Raw genomic sequence first — 16,775 nt, forward strand, 5'->3', positions numbered from 1 at the left:
ACTTTTAACTTATCCCCCCCCCCCCTCCATCTACAAACAAATTGCCGTCGCCCGCGTCCGCTGTGTATACGAGACAGGGGGGAGAGGGGTCAGGCCTTGAGCGCCGCGGCGATCGCCGTGTCGAACTCGGCCACCGTCATCGGCGGGTTCTGCGTGCCCGCCACCGTGACCGCCTTGCCGTCCATCTTGAACGTCGGCGTGCCCTGCACCCCGCTCGCGTCGAAGGCCTGCGACATCTTCATCGCCCACGCGTCGAAGGTGCCGTCCTGGACGTTCTTCTTGAACTCGGCGTTGCCCTTGAGGGCCGGGACCGAGTCCGCCACCTCGACGAGGTAGGAGTCCTTGGCGAACTTGTCGTCCTTCTCCTCCGGGTGGAACTTCGTGGAGTAGAGGGCGGCCTTGTACTTCAGGAAGGCCTCCGGGCTCACGTCCAGCGCGGCGCCGAGGGCGGACAGGGCGTTCTTCGAGCCCTCGCCCGGGATGCCGTTGTCGATGAAGGTGGCGCCGACGTACTTGATCTTGTACTTGCCGGCCTCGACGTCCTTCTCGACCGTCGAGCCCACGGTCTGCTCGAAGGTCGCGCAGACCGGGCAGCGCGAGTCCTCGTACACCTCCAGCGTCTTCTTCGCGGAGTCCTTGCCGATGACGACGGTCGTGCCGTTCGTGCCCGTGGTGTTCTTCGGGGCCGTCACCGTCTTCGCGTCCGCCGCCGCCTCCCACTGGGAGGGCTTGTTCGACTGGACGACCGCGTAGCCGATGCCGCCGGCGGCGGCCAGCACGGCCACGGCCGAGACGCCGACGACCAGCTGCCGGCGGGCCCGGTCCTTCTTGGCCTGACGCTCGCGCTCCTCGCGCAGCCGCTCGCGGGCCGCGGCCTTGTTGGCGTGGTTGTTGCGTGCACTCATGATCGTGATCTCCGTGAAAGGTGGGGAAGGGCAGGGGGACGCGCGGGGCCCGCTCAGACGAGAGCGAGCACCGGACGCGGCGGCCCCCGCCGCCCGACGGAGTGCACGAGGAGCCGGGTGCGGGAGGAGCGCGGCCGCCCGGCCGGCCGCCCGGCGCTCGGCGGCGCCGGGACCGGGGCCCGGAAGAAGGCCGCCACGAGGAGCAGCGGCCGGAAGGCGAAGGTCTCCAGCGCGCGCAGCAGCCGGGCCAGGGCCCGCTCCCCGCCGCGCAGCCAGCACGCCGCCGAGAGCCCCACGCCCACGTGGGCCAGGAGCAGCAGCCACGGCAGCGCCGGGTCGGGGGAGTCGAGCAGCGCGGCGGCGCTCCCGCCCTCCGGGGTCACCACGCCGGGTAGCGGGGTGCCCACAGCGCCGCCGCAGAACACCTCCACGCCCACCGCCCGCAGCGAACCGGCGACCGGGCCGCCCGCGGGGCCGTAACAGACCGCCTGACCGCTGGTGAACAGGGTGTCGGCGGCCAGCTCCAGCGGGACCAGGAGCCCGGCGATCGGGCCGAGCCCGCGCTCGCGGCCGGCCAGCGCGTACGCCACGGCGAAGACGCCGACCGCCACCGGGACGACCGTCCCCAGCGGCAGCGGCACGCGCGAGAGCAGCACGTGGGACGCCACGGACAGCGTCACGACCAAGGCCGTGAAGAACGCCGCCCGCAGCGCCCTCAGCTGCGTCCCTGCCATGTCCATCGTCGTGGAGTGTCCCATGCCGGCCCGTAAGACGTCCTTAAAGGAAGTCTGTGGAGGACCGCACCGGCCCCTACAGTCCCGGGATCCGGCCGTTGCGGAAGAGGTCCACGAAAATCTGGTGGTCCGCCCGCGCCCGCGCCCCGTACGTGTGGGCGAAGTCGACCAGGAGCCCGGCGAAGCCCTCCTCGTCGGCGGCGATCGCCGCGTCGATGGCCCGCTCCGTCGAGAACGGCACCAGGGAGTGCCCGCTCTCGTCGTCCGCCGCCGCGTGCATCGTGGCCGTCGCCCGGCCCAGGTCGGCGACGGTGGCCGCGATCTCGTCCGGGTCGTCGATGTCCGACCAGTCCAGGTCCACCGCGTACGGCGACACCTCGGCGACCAGCTGGCCCGCCCCGTCCAGCTCGGTCCAGCCCAGCCACGGGTCGGCGTGCGCCTGGAGCGCCCGCTGCGAGATCACCGTGCGGTGGCCCTCGTGCCGGAAGTAGCCCCGCACCGCCGCGTCCGTGACGTGCCGCGAGACCGCGGGGGTCTGCGCCTGCTTCAGGTAGATGACGACGTCGTTCTCCAGGGCGTCGCTGTTGCCCTCCAGGAGGATGTTGTACGAGGGGAGGCCGGCCGAGCCGATGCCGATCCCGCGCCGCCCGACGACGTCCTTCACCCGGTACGAGTCGGGGCGGGCCAGGGAGGACTCCGGCAGGGTCTCCAGGTAGCCGTCGAAGGCCGCGAGGACCTTGTACCGGGTGGCGGCGTCCAGCTCGATCGCGCCGCCGCCCGCCGAGAAGCGCCGCTCGAAGTCGTGGATCCCGGTCATCGAGTCGAGCAGCCCGAAGCGGGTCAGCGACCGGGCCTCGCGCAGGGCGCCGAGCAGCGCCCCGTCGGCGGTCTCCAGGGTGAAGGCGGGGACCTCGTCCCCCTTGGCGCCGGTCGCGAGGGCGTGGATCCGCTCCCGGTAGGCCGCGGCGTAGACCCGGACCAGGTGGGTGATCTGCTCGTCGCTGAGCGCCTTGGCGTAGCCGATCAGGGCGAGCGAGGCGGCGAGGCGCTTCAGGTCCCACGTGAAGGGCCCGACGTAGGCCTCGTCGAAGTCGTTGACGTTGAACACGAGCCGGCCGTTGGCGTCCATGTACGTGCCGAAGTTCTCGGCGTGGAGGTCGCCGTGGATCCAGACCCGGCCGGTCTGCTCGTCCAGGTAGGGGCCGCCGTGGGCCTCCCGCTCCAGGTCCGAGTAGAACAGGCAGGCCGTCCCCCGGTAGAAGGCGAAGGCGGATCCGGCCATCTTCCGGAACTTGACGCGGAAGGCCGCCGGGTCGGCGGCGAGGAGCTCGCCGAAGGCGGTGTCGAAGACGGCGAGGATGTGCTCACCGCGCTCGTCTGCGGTGGGCTGCGGGACCGACATCGAGGGTGCCTCCTGGTGCAAGACTGCTCATGACAAATGGGACAGGTGTTCCCGGTCTTCCAACGCGTGACCGTACCCCCGAGTGCCCGCGTGTTGTCAGTCGGCCGACGTAGACTTCCACGCTGTCCCCCCAGAAATTCAGTCGGAGGCCTCCCCCGTGACCAAGCCGCCCTTCACGCACCTCCACGTCCACACCCAGTACTCGCTGCTGGACGGTGCCGCGCGGCTGAAGGACATGTTCAACGCGTGCAACGAGATGGGCATGACCCACATCGCCATGTCCGACCACGGCAACCTGCACGGGGCGTACGACTTCTTCCACAGCGCGAAGAAGGCCGGGGTCACGCCGATCATCGGCATCGAGGCGTACGTCGCCCCGGAGTCCCGGCGCAACAAGCGGAAGATCCAGTGGGGCCAGCCGCACCAGAAGCGGGACGACGTCTCCGGTTCCGGCGGTTACACCCACAAGACGATCTGGGCGGCGAACGCCACCGGGCTCCACAACCTCTTCAAGCTCTCCTCCGACGCGTACGCCGAGGGCTGGCTCCAGAAGTGGCCCCGGATGGACAAGGAGACCATCTCCCAGTGGTCCGAGGGCCTGATCGCCTCCACCGGCTGCCCCTCCGGCGAGCTGCAGACCCGTCTGCGCCTCGGCCAGTTCGACGAGGCCCTGAAGGCCGCCTCCGAGTACCAGGACATCTTCGGCAAGGACCGGTACTTCCTGGAGCTGATGGACCACGGCATCGAGATCGAGCACCGGGTCCGCGACGGGCTCCTGGAGATCGGCAAGAAGCTCGGCATCCCGCCGCTGGTCACCAACGACTCCCACTACACGTACGCGCACGAGTCGGCCGCGCACGACGCCCTGCTCTGCATCCAGACCGGCAAGAACCTCTCCGACCCGGACCGCTTCCGCTTCGACGGCACCGGCTACTACCTCAAGTCCACGGACGAGATGTACGCCATCGACTCGTCGGACGCCTGGCAGGAGGGCTGCCGCAACACCCTCCTGGTCGCCGAGCAGATCGACACCACCGGCATGTTCGAGGCCCGGGACCTCATGCCGAAGTTCGACATCCCGGAGGGCTACACCGACACGACCTGGTTCCGTGAGGAGACCATGCGGGGCATGCACCGCCGCTTCCCCGGGGGCATCCCCGAGGACCGCATGAAGCAGGTCGAGTACGAGATGGACACCATCATCGCGATGGGCTTCCCCGGCTACTTCCTCGTCGTCGCCGACTTCATCATGTGGGCGAAGAAGCAGGGCATCGCCGTGGGCCCCGGCCGAGGCTCCGCGGCCGGCTCGATCGTCGCGTACGCCATGGGCATCACCGACCTCGACCCGATCCCGCACGGACTGATCTTCGAGCGCTTCCTCAACCCCGAGCGCGTCTCGATGCCCGATGTCGACATCGACTTCGACGAGCGCCGGCGCGTCGAGGTGATCCGGTACGTGACGGAGAAGTACGGCTCCGACAAGGTCGCCATGATCGGCACCTACGGCAAGATCAAGGCGAAGAACGCCATCAAGGACTCCGCGCGCGTCCTCGGCTACCCCTACGCCATGGGCGACCGGCTCACCAAGGCCATGCCCGCCGACGTCCTCGGCAAGGGCATCGACCTCAACGGCATCACCGATCCCTCGCACCCGCGCTACGGCGAGGCCGGCGAGATCCGCGCGATGTACGAGAACGAGCCGGACGTCAAGAAGGTCATCGACACCGCCCGGGGCGTCGAGGGCCTGGTCCGGCAGATGGGCGTGCACGCGGCCGGCGTGATCATGTCCAGCGAGCCCATCGTCGACCACGCGCCGATCTGGGTGCGGCACACGGACGGCGTGACCATCACGCAGTGGGACTACCCCCAGTGCGAGTCGCTCGGCCTGATCAAGATGGACTTCCTGGGCCTCAGGAACCTCACGATCATGGACGACGCCGTCAAGATGGTGAAGGCCAACAAGGGCATCGACCTCGACCTGCTGGCCCTGCCGCTGGACGACCCCAAGACGTACGAACTGCTCTGCCGCGGTGACACCCTCGGTGTCTTCCAGTTCGACGGCGGACCCATGCGGTCGCTGCTGCGGCTGATGAAGCCCGACAACTTCGAAGACATCTCCGCCGTGTCCGCCCTGTACCGGCCGGGCCCGATGGGCATGAACTCGCACACGAACTACGCCCTGCGCAAGAACAAGCAGCAGGAGATCACCCCGATCCACCCCGAGCTGGAGAAGCCGCTCGAAGAGGTGCTCGCGGTCACCTACGGCCTGATCGTGTACCAGGAGCAGGTGCAGAAGGCCGCCCAGATCATCGCCGGGTACTCACTCGGCGAGGCCGACATCCTGCGCCGCGTGATGGGCAAGAAGAAGCCCGAGGAGCTGGCGAAGAACTTCGTCATCTTCCAGGAGGGCGCGAAGAAGAACGGCTACAGCGACGAGGCGATCCAGGCGCTCTGGGACGTCCTGGTCCCCTTCGCCGGCTACGCCTTCAACAAGGCGCACTCCGCCGCGTACGGCCTGGTCTCCTACTGGACCGCCTACCTCAAGGCGAACTACCCCGCCGAGTACATGGCCGGTCTGCTCACCTCGGTGAAGGACGACAAGGACAAGTCCGCCGTCTACCTCAACGAGTGCCGCCGCATGGGCATCAAGGTGCTCCCGCCGAACGTGAACGAGTCCGAGTCGAACTTCGCCGCCCAGGGCGACGACGTGATCCTCTTCGGCCTCTCCGCCGTCCGGAACGTCGGCACCAACGTCGTCGAGTCGATCATCAAGTCGCGCAAGGCCAAGGGGAAGTACTCCTCCTTCCCCGACTTCCTCGACAAGGTCGAGGCCGTCGTCTGCAACAAGCGGACCATCGAGTCGCTGATCAAGGCCGGCGCCTTCGACGAGATGGGCCACACCCGCAAGGGCATGGTCGCCCACCACGAGCCCATGATCGACAACGTGGTGGCGGTCAAGCGCAAGGAGGCCGAGGGACAGTTCGACCTGTTCGGCGGCATGGGCGACGAGTCCGCCGACGAGCCGGGCTTCGGCCTCGACGTCGAGTTCTCCGACGTCGAGTGGGAGAAGTCGTACCTGCTCGCCCAGGAGCGCGAGATGCTCGGCCTCTACGTCTCCGACCACCCGCTCTTCGGCATCGAGCACGTCCTGTCCGACAAGACGGACGCGGCGATCTCCCAGCTGACCGGCGGCGAGCACTCCGACGGCGCGGTCGTCACCATCGGCGGCATCATCTCCGGCCTCCAGCGCAAGATGACCAAGCAGGGCAACGCCTGGGCGATCGCCACCGTCGAGGACCTGGCCGGTTCCATCGAGTGCATGTTCTTCCCGGCCACCTACCAGCTCGTCTCCACCCAGCTGGTCGAGGACACGGTCGTCTTCGTCAAGGGACGCCTCGACAAGCGCGAGGACGTGCCCCGCCTCGTCGCCATGGAGCTGATGGTCCCCGACCTGTCGAACGCCGGGACCAACGCGCCGGTGATCCTCACCATCCCGACCGTGAAGGTGACCCCGCCGATGGTCAGCAGGCTCGGCGAGATCCTCAAGCACCACAAGGGCAACACCGAGGTGCGGATCAAGCTCCAGGGACCCCGGAGCACCACCGTGCTCCGGCTCGACCGGCACCGGGTGACCGCCGACCCGGCGCTCTTCGGCGACCTGAAGGTGCTGCTCGGCCCGTCCTGCCTGGCCGGCTGACCGGCACCCGGACCCTCGCCCACGCGCAAGGGGCGCGCCCGTCGTCACGGGCGCGCCCCTTTGCCGTCGAGCAGCGTCAGTTGTGGCCGAAACGCTTCTGGCGACCCTTGCGTGCCATGTCACCCGGCGTGACCTGGCTCGCGCGCTGCTCCGCCTGCGATTCCATCGCCGACTGCTGCGCCTGCTGCTGGCCGCGCTCGGCCTGCGACGGCTGCTTCTGACTGCGGTTCTGGTTGCGGTTCTTGGCCATGGGGTTGCCTCCTCAAGGGGACCTAGGGGCCAGGGCCGCTGTCAGACTCACACACCGTATGAACCGCCGCATTTTGGATCATTACGGAGGGTAGTGGCCCAGTGGGCGTGATACTCGCCACGCCGATGATCCAGTTCCGGACGTCAAGCACCTGGCCGTCGGGCAGACTCGAAGGAACCCGAAGCACCCTTTCGAACCCGAGGCTCCCGAAAGAGGGTGGAACACGTGGACCGCTGCGTCGTCCTGGTGGATGCCGGCTACCTGCTGGGCGCCGCCGCCAGTCTCCTCGCCGGGGAACCGGCCCGCTCCCGGATCACCGTCGACCACGCCGGCCTGATCCAGCAGCTGCGGCAGCGCGCCGAGGCCGAGACCGCCCTGCCCCTCCTGCGGATCTACTGGTTCGACGGCGCCCCCGACCGGGTGCCCCAGCCCGAGCACCGCAGGCTCCGCGTGATGCCCCGGGTCACTGTCCGGCTGGGCGCTCTGACCAGGAGCGACGGCCGCTGGGCGCAGAAGGGCGTCGACGCGGCCATGCACACCGAGCTGACCGAGCTCGCCCGGAACAGGGCCTGCTCCGACATCGTGCTCGTGACCGGCGACGGTGACCTGCTGCCGGGCCTGATGTCCGCCAAGGAGCACGGCGTCGCCGTCCACCTGTGGGCCGTCCAGGCGGCCGACGGCGACTACAACCAGTCGGAGGACCTCGTCGCCGAGGCCGACGAACGGCGGGTCCTCGACCGGGCCTGGATCACCCGGGCCGTCCGCGCCAAGGACCTCACCGGCATCTGCGCGCCGCCGCCCGCCCCGCGCCCCGAGATCGCCGCCATCCTCTCCGCTCCGCTGCCGGAGGCGGCCCTCGCCGCCTCCGCCGAACGGGCCGCGGAGGCCGCCGCCGCGGCCGCACGGAACGGCTCACCGGCCCCCGCCGACACGAACGGCAACGGCGGCCACGGGCACCTGCGCGGTGCCGGCCACCTCAACGGCGCCGGACACCTCAACGGCGCGGGCCACCTCGACGCCGAGGGCCGGGTCGACGGCGACGAGCACGTGGACGGCGACGGCGTGCCCGCCCCGGCCTCGCCCGGCAGGGGCGTCCCCACCCCCAAGGACCTGGCGGGGCTGCGCGGCCCCGGTGCCCCCGGGACGCCCGGCGTCGCGGCCGCCCCGGTCCCGCAGGGCGCGAGCGCGCTCCGCTGGTCCTCCGACCGCGGCTGGGTCGAGCGCCCCGCCCCCTCCCTCGGTGAGCCCGCCGAGACCGCCACCCTTCCCACCCTCGCCTCGCTCACCAGCGCGGAGCAGCGCTGGGCGGACCGCGAGGAGGACATCACCACCGTCGGCGGCGACCCGTTCGAGGTCGGACAGGTGTTCGCCCGCCGGTGGATGGAGCGGCTCCCCGAGCAGAGCCACGTCCAGAAGCTCTCCACCCTCTACCCGCGCATCCCGCACCGCATCGACGGCGAACTCCTCCGGTACGCGGCCCGTTTCGGACTTCTCGCCCACAAGGACGACCAGATCGACGAACACGACCGGTACGCGATCCGGGCCGGGTTCTGGCGCGAGATCGACGTCCGGGCCGCCGCCGAACACGCCCCCGCGCCCGGAGCGGGCCCGGCGACCCCGTAGGCTCTTCCTCCGTGAGTACGGTGTGCGTGGTGCGGGATCTGGTCAAGACGTACCCCGCCACGCGCGGCAGGCGCGGTGCGCCCGCGACCCCCGAGGTGCGGGCCACCGACGGGATCAGCCTCGACGTGCGCGGCGGCGAGATCTTCGGCCTGCTCGGCCCCAACGGCGCCGGCAAGTCCACCCTCGTCCGCCAGCTCACCGGGCTCATGCGCCCCGACTCCGGCACCGTCGAACTCCTCGGCCACGACCTCGTGCGCCACCCCGAGCGGGCGGCCCGGCTCCTCGCCCACCTCGGCCAGGAGTCCACGGCCCTCGACGAGCTGACCGTCTCCCTCGCCGCCGAGACCACCGGACGGCTCCGCGGACTCACCGCCCGCGACGCCCGCGCCGAGCGCGACGCCGTCCTGGAGGAGCTCGGCCTCGGCGAGCTCGCCGGGCGCCCCCTCAAGAAGCTCTCCGGCGGACAGCGGCGGCTCGCCTGCCTCGCCGCCGCGCTCGTCGGCAGCCGGCCCGTCCTCGTCCTCGACGAACCCACCACCGGCATGGACCCCGTCGCCCGGCGCGCCGTCTGGGCCGCCGTCGACCGGCGCCGCGCCGAGCACGGCACCACGGTGGTCCTCGTCACCCACAACGTCATCGAGGCCGAGACCGTCCTCGACCGGGTCGCCGTCCTGGACCGGGGCCGGGTCATCGCCTGCGACACCCCGGCCGGACTCAAGGAGCGGGTCGCCGGCGAGGTCCGCGTCGAGCTGGTCTGGCGCGACGCGCCGCCGCTCCAGCTGCCCGAGATCGCCGCCCTGCGCGGGCTCGCCCAGGAGACCGGCCGCCGCTGGCACCTCCGGCTCGCCCCCGACGAGGCCCGCGCGGCCGTCGCGACCGTCACCGGCGGGCCCGCGTTCGCCGCGCTCGACGACTTCACCCTGGCCACGCCGAGCCTGGAGGACGTGTACCTCGCCCTGGGCGGCGCGACCGAGGGACTGGTGAAGGCGTGACCCGCTCTGTACCGCACACCTCCCGCGCACGGCACACTTCTCACGTACCGCACGTCACCCCCAGGAGCTGTACGCAGTGAGCACCCTGCCCGCCGAGGTCCTGCAGCCCGGCACGCTCCCCGCCACGAGCCGGGACGCGGACGACGGCGCCGCGCCCCTCGCCCCGCGCGCCCGGCTCCTTCCGGCCCTGGCCGCGGTCTACCGCGCCCAGCTCTCCCGTGCCCGCGTCGCCCGCATCCCGCTGCTCTTCGTCGCCACCTTCCAGTCCATCGGGATCATGATCCTGATGCGCGGGGTCGTCGACGGAGGCTCCGAGGCGCGCGCCGTCGTCGCCGGCTCCACCGTCCTCGTCGTCGCCTTCGTCGCGCTCAACCTGCTCGCCCAGTACTTCGGGCAGCTGCGGGCCGGCGGCGGCCTCGACCACTACGCCACCCTGCCCGTGCCGCCCGCCGCCGTCGTCCTCGGCGCCGCCGGGGCGTACGCCTCCTTCACGGTGCCGGGGACCGCCGTCACCGCCGTCGCCGGGTCCGTGCTCTTCGGGCTGCCCCTCGGCCATCTCTGGATCCTCGCCGCCGTCGTCCCGCTCTCCGGCGCGGCCCTCGCCGGGCTCGGCGCGGCCCTCGGGCTCCTCGCGCCCCGCCAGGAGCTGGCCACCCTCCTCGGCCAGCTCGGCATGTCGGCGGCCCTGCTCCTCGGGGTCCTGCCGGCCGAGCGGATGCCGGGACCGATCGGCTGGGCACGGGACCTGCTGCCGTCGACGTACGGCGTGGAGGCCCTGGCCCGCACCTTCGACCCGCACCCCGACTGGGCGGCCGTCGCCGTCGACCTCGCCGTGTGCGGGGCGGTCGGCCTGGTCTCGCTCTCCCTCGCCACCTGGGCCTACCGGCGGGCCGCCGTCCGCTGAGGCGGGCCACAGGGACACCTGGCACGATGGCGGGGTGACCGCACCTCTGACTCCGCCTCACCAGCCGCCGAACGATCCCGACTGGCCCCCGCCGCCCCCGCCCATGGACGGCCCGGCCGGTGACCCGATCACGGGGGCCGAGGTCGTGCAGGGCCTGCTGGTGACCCTCGCCTCCGCGGTCGCCGGGGTGCTGCTCGGGGTGCTGTGGCTGAACCTGGCCCCGCGCGTCCTGCTCATCTCGGACGGCAAGGGCGTCTACCTGCGGAACTCCGAGGGGGAGCAGGCGATCGGCGCCGACGGCACGTTCGTGCTCCTCGCGCTGGCCTTCGGCGCGGTCGCCGCGCTCGTCGTCTTCCTGCTGCGCCGCAAGGGCGGCGTCCCGCTCGTCCTCGGCCTTGCGCTCGGCGGCGGCCTGGGCTCACTGCTGGCCTGGTGGATCGGGACGAGCTTCGGCCCCACCGACGACGTGGTCGCCCACGCGAAGGCGGTCGGCCCGAACGTCGCCTTCGAGGCACCCCTCGAACTGAACCTGGCGGCCGCCGCGATGCTGGCCTGGCCGCTCGCCGCGATGATCGTGCATCTGGCGCTCACGGCGGTCTTCGGCCCCCGTGACCCCGAGCCGGAGCCCTGGGGACAGCCCAAGCCGTACACACAGGGGCCGGGCTCGCACTGACGGCCCCCGGGGTGGCCGCGCCGTACGTCAGGCGCGGCCGATCGGGGCCACGACCGCCGAGGTGAGGGCGGCCAGGTCGGCGGGGGAGAGCTCCACCTCCAGGCCGCGCCGGCCCGCGGAGACGCACACGGTCGCGTGGTCCGAGGCCGAGGAGTCGAGGACGGTACGGAGCCGCTTGCGCTGGCCCAGCGGGGAGATGCCGCCCCGGACGTACCCCGTCGTGCGCTCCGCCGCCGCCGGGTCGGCCATCGCGGCGCGCTTCCCGCCGACCGCCGAGGCCAGGGCCTTCAGGTCCAGCTGACCCGCGACCGGGACCACCGCGACCGTCAGCTCGCCGTCGACGTCCGCGACGAGCGTCTTGAAGACCCGGTCGGGGGAGACGCCGAGGGCCTCCGCCGCCTCCTCGCCGTACGAGGGCGAGGCCGGGTCGTGCTCGTACGCGTGCACCGTGAACGGGGTGCCGGCCTCCGTCAGGGCCACCGTCGCCGGAGTGCCGCCGCTGTTCTTCCTCTGCTTCTTCGCCACGCGCTCTTCCTCGGCTCGGTCGCTCCGGCGGGGCCGGTTCAGTTCGGGTACGTCGGGGTCTGCGTCAGGTCCACCACCGGCAGCGACGGCAGGTGCCGCAGCACCGCGGTCTCCGCGCGCAGCAGCGCCAGCTCCTCGCGCAGCCGGGTCGCCGTGTCCGGCGCCTGGAGCAGCCGCTGCTTCGACGGGGTGTCGAGCACCGCCGCCGCCGCGACCAGGTAGGACACCACGGACGGCTCGTCCGGCAGCTCACTCGTCGTCAGTGAACGCTCCCGGGCGCCCGCGAGGCGCTTCTGGTAGCTCCGGAAGGCCCGCAGCACCCCCTCGGCGAGGGTGCCCGCCTCCTCGCCCTGCTCCTCGGGGATCTCCTCGACCTCGGCCGTCAGGAACGGCCCGCTCGCGTCGACGGAGAGCAGCTTCACCCGGGTCGTGCCGGTCGCCATCACCTCGAAGCTGCCGTCGGCGCGCTCCCGGATCGACGCCGCGTCGGCGATGCAGCCGACCCGGTGGAAGGACTGGACGGGATCGGAGCCGAAGCCCGCCGCCGGGCCCTTCTCCGGCAGCGCCGTCTGGTCCGGCATGCCCGGAGCCGTCGGCGCGACCTCGCGGCCGTCGCGGATGGCGACGACGGCGAAGCGCCGGGGCTCGGCGTCGTCGACCGTGAGCAGCTCGCGCATCATGGCGCGATAACGCTCCTCGAAGACGTTCAGGGGCAGCACGAGGCCGGGGAACAGCACCGCGTTGAGCGGGAAGAGGGGAAGGCGAGCGGTGGTCACAGCCGCCAAGCCTAATGGCCGCCGGGCCCGCCCCGTCCGGGTGTTCCACGACCCGGTCCCCTCAGCGGTGTCCGGCGGGCCAGTTCGCCCCGCACCCGGTCCCGCGCGGCGAGGAAGCGGAGCAGGGGATCCTCCGGTGCGGAGCCCCGCGCGGCGCCCCAGGGGAAGGAGCTCGCGTACGGGCCGATCCGCCCGAACTCCTCCCACGCCTCCGCCCAGCGGCCCCGCTCGACCAGCACGTGCGCGAGCAGGTTGCGGATCTCCGCCGGCCACGGGTCACCCGGCGGGAACGCCGCCGACAGCGCCCGGGCGCGCACCACCGCCCGGTCGACCCGGGCGGCCGGCACGGATCCGTCGGGACCCGGCGGCACACCGAGCCCGTCGTGGGCCGCGCGGACCGGGAGCGCCCTGACGAGCGAGTCCGCGGCGGCGTCGTCGGCGGCCTGCTCGGCGAAGTCGAAGGCGGCGCGGTGTGAGCCGTACCACTGCGCGGAGAGGTATTTCAGGGCGGCCACGTGGCAGCCGTAGTGGTGCGGGGAGCGGCGCACGGCCTGCTCCCACAGCGACTCGAAGACCGCGGGCCCCGCGTGCGCCCCGCGCGCGTGGTCCAGGGCCAGCCGCCACGGCACCGGGTCGTGCGGGGCCGCCCCGGCGAGGTCCTGGACCAGCGGGGCGAGCTCGCGCAGCCGCTCGGCCCGCGCCGGGGACTCCCAGGCCCTGCGGACGGCGAGCTGCGCCGTGACGAGGAGGGCGTCGGGATCGCCGGGTGCGTCGGAGAGCCACCGGGTGAGCCAGTCGCCCCGGTGCTGGGCGAAGGCGGCGAGCCGGGTGACGTACCGGTCGCGGTCCTCCCACTCGCCGGCGTCCCGGGTGGTGGCGAGCAGCTTCGCGGCGGGCTCCTGGTCACCGAGGGCGGCGGCGACCAGGGCGGGGGCCAGCCGCTCGTCCGGGGCGTCGAGCAGCACGTCGTCGTCCGGCACGAGCCCCGCGGCGAGCCGCGGTGCGTGCCGGGCCGAGCGGAGGGTGCCGACCAGGGCGCGGAGCAAGGACATGGTGCTGTGCATTCTCCCCCGGCCGGGCCCGCCGCTGCAGCAGCATCACGGGGTCACGACAGCACCCTCACGGCACCGCGACACCACCCTCACCCCCTCCGCAGCAGCCGGGTCGCACCGGCCGCCACCGTCGTCGCGAGGATCCAGCCGAGGAGGATCAGGCCCGTCGCCGCCCACTGCCACAGCCCTTCGAGCCGCCAGTAGCCGTCCTGGCCGAGGTTGATCACGGGCAGCAGCAGGTCCAGGGCGTACAGCGTGCCGTTCCACTCGGGCGCCTCGTCCGCCTTCAGCGCCGTCGGGCGGTAGTGGGAGAAGGCGACCGTGCCCGCCGCCCACAGCACGGCCATCCACAGCGCCGCCCGGCCCGGCCGGTAGCCGTACGCCACCGTCCAGTCCTGGAGGTAGCCCCACAGCTTCCCCGCGATCGGCAGGGTCTCGCGTCGGCGGCGCTGCTTGGCGAGCAGCACCTCGCGCGCGTCCGCGTCCTCGCCGCTGCCGCGCAGGACGGCCGCGAGGCGTTCGTACGGCTCGGGGGCGTACTCCGGGGTCGCCGCCGCCACCCACTCCAGCCGCCGGGCCAGCGGGAAGTGCCCGTACGGCACGAGGTTCTCGTAGGCGAAGCCGCCCATGGCCAGCCCGCCGGGCCCCGGCCAGCTGGTCGACAGGTCGATGAGGGTGACGACCTTCGCGCCGTTCAGCACGACCCGGCCCTCCTCCGGCCGCTCCCCGTTGAACCGCAGCTCGGGGGTCACGATCCGGCGCAGCGACAGCTCCTCCCGGCGCGCGCCGTCCAGCAGGAAGCGCGCGTGGTGGAGGTCCACCGCGTCACCGAACCGGCCGTCGTCGAGCCGCACCCCGCCGTGGCACTCCACCGGCTTGCGCCGGGCGCCCTGGACGGGCGTCACCCCGTACGGCGGAGTGGCCGTGGAGCTTCCCGCCGGGCCCGAGCTCCCCGACTCCTCGTACACCCAGGCCGCGTTCAGATAGAGCGAGCGCTCCACCGTCAGCTGCGGGGCGTTCAGCGCGCGGCGGCCCTGCGCCCCGCGCAGCACGCTGCCCCGCAGGCTGAGCGAGACGCCCACCTTCGCCCCGCGCAGGCTCAGCTCGCCGTGGGCCTCGACCAGCTCGGCCTGGAGGTCCTGGGCGACCACCAGCCCGTCCGCCGTGATGGCCCGGCCCCGCCGGTCCGGCCACACCTGGATCTGGTTGATCAGCAGGTCCGTGCCGATCTGGGCGTCCGTCAGGCGGATGCCCCGCCGCACCCGGCAGCGCGGCAGGTGCAGGTCCCCCTCCGTGTGGAGCCGTGCCGCCTCCAGGCGCGGCAGCAGGCACTCGACCATCCGCAGGGTGCCGAACCGCGCCTCCGGCAGCACCACCTCGCCGTCGAACCGGCAGCTGTGGAGCTCCACGTACGGCCCTATCGTCCCGCCCGCCAGGTTCAGCACGCCGGTGATCCTCACCCCGCGCAGCTTCAGCGCGGCCACCCGCCCCGACCGCGCCGGCGGTCCGTCGAGCAGCAGCAGCGCCACCACGTCGGCGCGGACGCTCCGCTCCTCCCCCCACTCCCGTCCTCCGAAAGGGTCGTCCCGCTCCGCGATCCCCTCCGTCAGATCGCAGGTCCTGCCGATCCGGAAGGCCCGCCACACGGCCCGCTCCGGCCCCGTGAGACCGTCCGGCATCCCGTCCTCGTGCGGCTCGGTCACTGCCGCCCCCTCGCTCTCCCCGATGCGCTCCCACGATTCCGCTTTCCGGGATTCGTGGATTCGTACAGTCGTTCTTCCCGCGCTGTGACGGGCTGAACGCTAACGGTCAGGAGTGGCGAGGAGACGCCACCGTGGCGTGTATCAGCCAGTGATACGGGCGTCCGGCGCTGTGGGCCGTCTGAGAGAATTGACCCGTGATCTCTCGAATCGATCTGCGCGGCGACACCCTCCCCGAGGGTTCCGCCCTGCGTGACCTGCTGCCCCGTGCCGAGTTCGACGTGGAAGCCGCCCTGGAGAAGGTGCGGCCGATCTGCGAGGACGTCAGGCATCATGGCGCGGCGGCGGTGATCGACTACGGGGAGAAGTTCGACGGCGTCCGCCTCACGAGCCTGCGTGTCCCGGCCGAGGAGCTCACCCGCGCCCTCGACGAGCTCGACCCGGCCGTCCGCGCCGCCCTGGAGGAGTCCATCCGGCGCGCCCGCCTCGTCCACCGCGAGCAGCGCCGCACCACCCACACGACCCAGGTCGTCCCCGGCGGCACGGTCACGGAGAAGTGGATCCCCGTCGAGCGCGTCGGCCTGTACGTGCCGGGCGGCCGCTCCGTCTACCCGTCCTCCGTCGTGATGAACGTCGTCCCGGCCCAGGAGGCCGGCGTCGAGGGCGTGGCCGTCGCCTCGCCCCCGCAGAAGGACTTCGGGGGCCTTCCGCACCCGACGATCCTCGCCGCCTGCGCCCTCCTCGGCGTGGACGAGGTCTACGCGGCCGGCGGCGCCCAGGCGATCGCCATGTTCGCGTACGGGACCCTCGACAGCACCGGGACGGCCGGCGAGCCCGGCTGCGCCCCCGTCAACCTGGTCACCGGCCCCGGCAACATCTACGTGGCCGCCGCCAAGCGCCTCCTCAAGGGACGCATCGGCATCGACGCCGAGGCCGGCCCGACGGAGATCGCGATCCTCGCGGACTCCACCGCCGACCCCGTGCACGTCGCCGCCGACCTCATCAGCCAGGCCGAGCACGACCCGATGGCCGCCTCCGTCCTCGTCACCGACTCGGACGAGCTGGCCGCCGCCACCGAGGCCGAGCTGAAGACCCAGGTCGCCGCCTCCAAGCACGTCGACGACCGGATCGTCCCGGCCCTGGCCGGCCGCCAGTCCGCGATCGTCCTCGTCCGCGACCTCGCCGACGGCCTCAAGGTCGTCGACGCGTACGGCGCCGAGCACCTGGAGATCCAGACCGCCGACGCCGCCGCCGTCGCCGACCGCGTCCGCAACGCCGGCGCGATCTTCGTCGGCCCCTGGGCGCCGGTCTCGCTCGGCGACTACTGCGCCGGGTCCAACCACGTCCTGCCCACCGGCGGCTGCGCCTGCCACTCCTCGGGCCTCTCCGTGCAGTCCTTCCTCCGCGGCGTGCACATCGTGGACTACACGCGCGACGCCCTCGCCGACGTCGCCCACCACGTCGTCACGCTCGCCGAGGCCGAGGACCTGCCCGCGCACGGCGCCGCCGTCAAGGCCCGTTTCGGTTGGAAGGTGCCGTAGA

General features: G+C 72.6%; 14 protein-coding genes. 6 read left to right on the plus strand and 8 right to left on the minus strand.

Going from position 1 to position 16,775, the window contains the following annotated elements:
* Positions 1-89: 89 nt before the first annotated feature.
* From ACFV2S_RS07945 to ACFV2S_RS07955, 3 genes are all read right to left on the minus strand, one after another.
* Complete coding sequence (locus ACFV2S_RS07945; RefSeq protein WP_385555298.1) at positions 90-905, minus strand: thioredoxin domain-containing protein; 816 nt, start codon at positions 903-905, stop codon at positions 90-92.
* Between the two features lie 53 nt (positions 906-958).
* Positions 959-1,645 carry a hypothetical protein gene (locus ACFV2S_RS07950; protein ID WP_385555299.1) on the minus strand — a complete coding sequence of 229 codons (687 nt, stop codon included), beginning with the start codon at positions 1,643-1,645 and terminating at the stop codon, positions 959-961.
* Between the two features lie 70 nt (positions 1,646-1,715).
* Positions 1,716-3,041 (minus strand): DUF2252 domain-containing protein, encoded by a 1,326-nt coding sequence (locus ACFV2S_RS07955; protein WP_385555301.1) that lies wholly within the window; start codon positions 3,039-3,041, stop codon positions 1,716-1,718.
* 157 nt (positions 3,042-3,198) lie between these two features.
* On the opposite strand from ACFV2S_RS07955, the gene dnaE reads away from it, so the two are divergent.
* Complete coding sequence (gene dnaE, locus ACFV2S_RS07960) at positions 3,199-6,738, plus strand: DNA polymerase III subunit alpha (protein ID WP_385555303.1); 3,540 nt, start codon at positions 3,199-3,201, stop codon at positions 6,736-6,738.
* Positions 6,739-6,814: 76 nt separating this feature from the next.
* On the opposite strand, the gene ACFV2S_RS07965 is transcribed toward dnaE, so the two are convergent.
* A complete protein-coding gene (locus ACFV2S_RS07965) occupies positions 6,815-6,988 on the minus strand; it encodes a hypothetical protein (RefSeq protein ID WP_189802284.1) in 174 nt (57 codons plus the stop codon).
* A gap of 216 nt (positions 6,989-7,204) precedes the next feature.
* On the opposite strand from ACFV2S_RS07965, the gene ACFV2S_RS07970 reads away from it, so the two are divergent.
* From ACFV2S_RS07970 to ACFV2S_RS07985, 4 genes are all read left to right on the plus strand, one after another.
* Positions 7,205-8,611 (plus strand): NYN domain-containing protein, encoded by a 1,407-nt coding sequence (locus ACFV2S_RS07970; protein WP_385555306.1) that lies wholly within the window; start codon positions 7,205-7,207, stop codon positions 8,609-8,611.
* 20 nt (positions 8,612-8,631) lie between these two features.
* Positions 8,632-9,603 carry an ABC transporter ATP-binding protein gene (locus tag ACFV2S_RS07975; protein ID WP_385555732.1) on the plus strand — a complete coding sequence of 324 codons (972 nt, stop codon included), beginning with the start codon at positions 8,632-8,634 and terminating at the stop codon, positions 9,601-9,603.
* Positions 9,604-9,703: 100 nt separating this feature from the next.
* A complete protein-coding gene (locus ACFV2S_RS07980; protein ID WP_383797859.1) occupies positions 9,704-10,507 on the plus strand; it encodes an ABC transporter permease in 804 nt (267 codons plus the stop codon).
* A gap of 34 nt (positions 10,508-10,541) precedes the next feature.
* Positions 10,542-11,180: a DUF2567 domain-containing protein gene (locus ACFV2S_RS07985; protein WP_385555308.1), complete on the plus strand. Its 639-nt coding sequence runs from the start codon at positions 10,542-10,544 to the stop codon at positions 11,178-11,180.
* A gap of 27 nt (positions 11,181-11,207) precedes the next feature.
* On the opposite strand, the gene ybaK is transcribed toward ACFV2S_RS07985, so the two are convergent.
* The 4 genes from ybaK to ACFV2S_RS08005 all read right to left on the minus strand — a co-directional run bounded on the left by ybaK (position 11,208) and on the right by ACFV2S_RS08005 (position 15,236).
* On the minus strand, positions 11,208-11,705 hold the full coding sequence (ybaK, locus tag ACFV2S_RS07990) for a Cys-tRNA(Pro) deacylase (protein ID WP_383795633.1): 498 nt from the start codon (positions 11,703-11,705) through the stop codon (positions 11,208-11,210).
* A 38-nt stretch (positions 11,706-11,743) separates the two neighbouring features.
* Entirely contained in the window at positions 11,744-12,481 is a 738-nt protein-coding gene (locus ACFV2S_RS07995) for an LON peptidase substrate-binding domain-containing protein (protein ID WP_383795629.1), read from the minus strand.
* Between the two features lie 11 nt (positions 12,482-12,492).
* Positions 12,493-13,545 (minus strand): hypothetical protein, encoded by a 1,053-nt coding sequence (locus tag ACFV2S_RS08000; protein WP_385555310.1) that lies wholly within the window; start codon positions 13,543-13,545, stop codon positions 12,493-12,495.
* Between the two features lie 77 nt (positions 13,546-13,622).
* A complete protein-coding gene (locus tag ACFV2S_RS08005) occupies positions 13,623-15,236 on the minus strand; it encodes an oxidoreductase (protein WP_383795625.1) in 1,614 nt (537 codons plus the stop codon).
* 194 nt (positions 15,237-15,430) lie between these two features.
* On the opposite strand from ACFV2S_RS08005, the gene hisD reads away from it, so the two are divergent.
* A complete protein-coding gene (hisD, locus tag ACFV2S_RS08010; protein ID WP_383795622.1) occupies positions 15,431-16,774 on the plus strand; it encodes a histidinol dehydrogenase in 1,344 nt (447 codons plus the stop codon).
* The last annotated feature ends 1 nt before the right edge of the window (position 16,775 follow it).

Source organism: Streptomyces sp. NPDC059695 (genome assembly GCF_042733785.1).
Lineage (GTDB): Bacteria > Actinomycetota > Actinomycetes > Streptomycetales > Streptomycetaceae > Streptomyces.

Bases quoted from the DNA above. Each gene is read 5' to 3' on its own strand.
- ACFV2S_RS07945 (WP_385555298.1), bottom strand. From the start codon at position 905: ATGAGTGCACGCAACAACCACGCCAACAAGGCCGCGGCCCGCGAGCGG.
- ACFV2S_RS07950 (WP_385555299.1), bottom strand. From the start codon at position 1,645: ATGGACATGGCAGGGACGCAGCTGAGGGCGCTGCGGGCGGCGTTCTTC.
- ACFV2S_RS07955 (WP_385555301.1), bottom strand. From the start codon at position 3,041: ATGTCGGTCCCGCAGCCCACCGCAGACGAGCGCGGTGAGCACATCCTC.
- ACFV2S_RS07965 (WP_189802284.1), bottom strand. From the start codon at position 6,988: ATGGCCAAGAACCGCAACCAGAACCGCAGTCAGAAGCAGCCGTCGCAG.
- ACFV2S_RS08000 (WP_385555310.1), bottom strand. From the start codon at position 13,545: ATGCACAGCACCATGTCCTTGCTCCGCGCCCTGGTCGGCACCCTCCGC.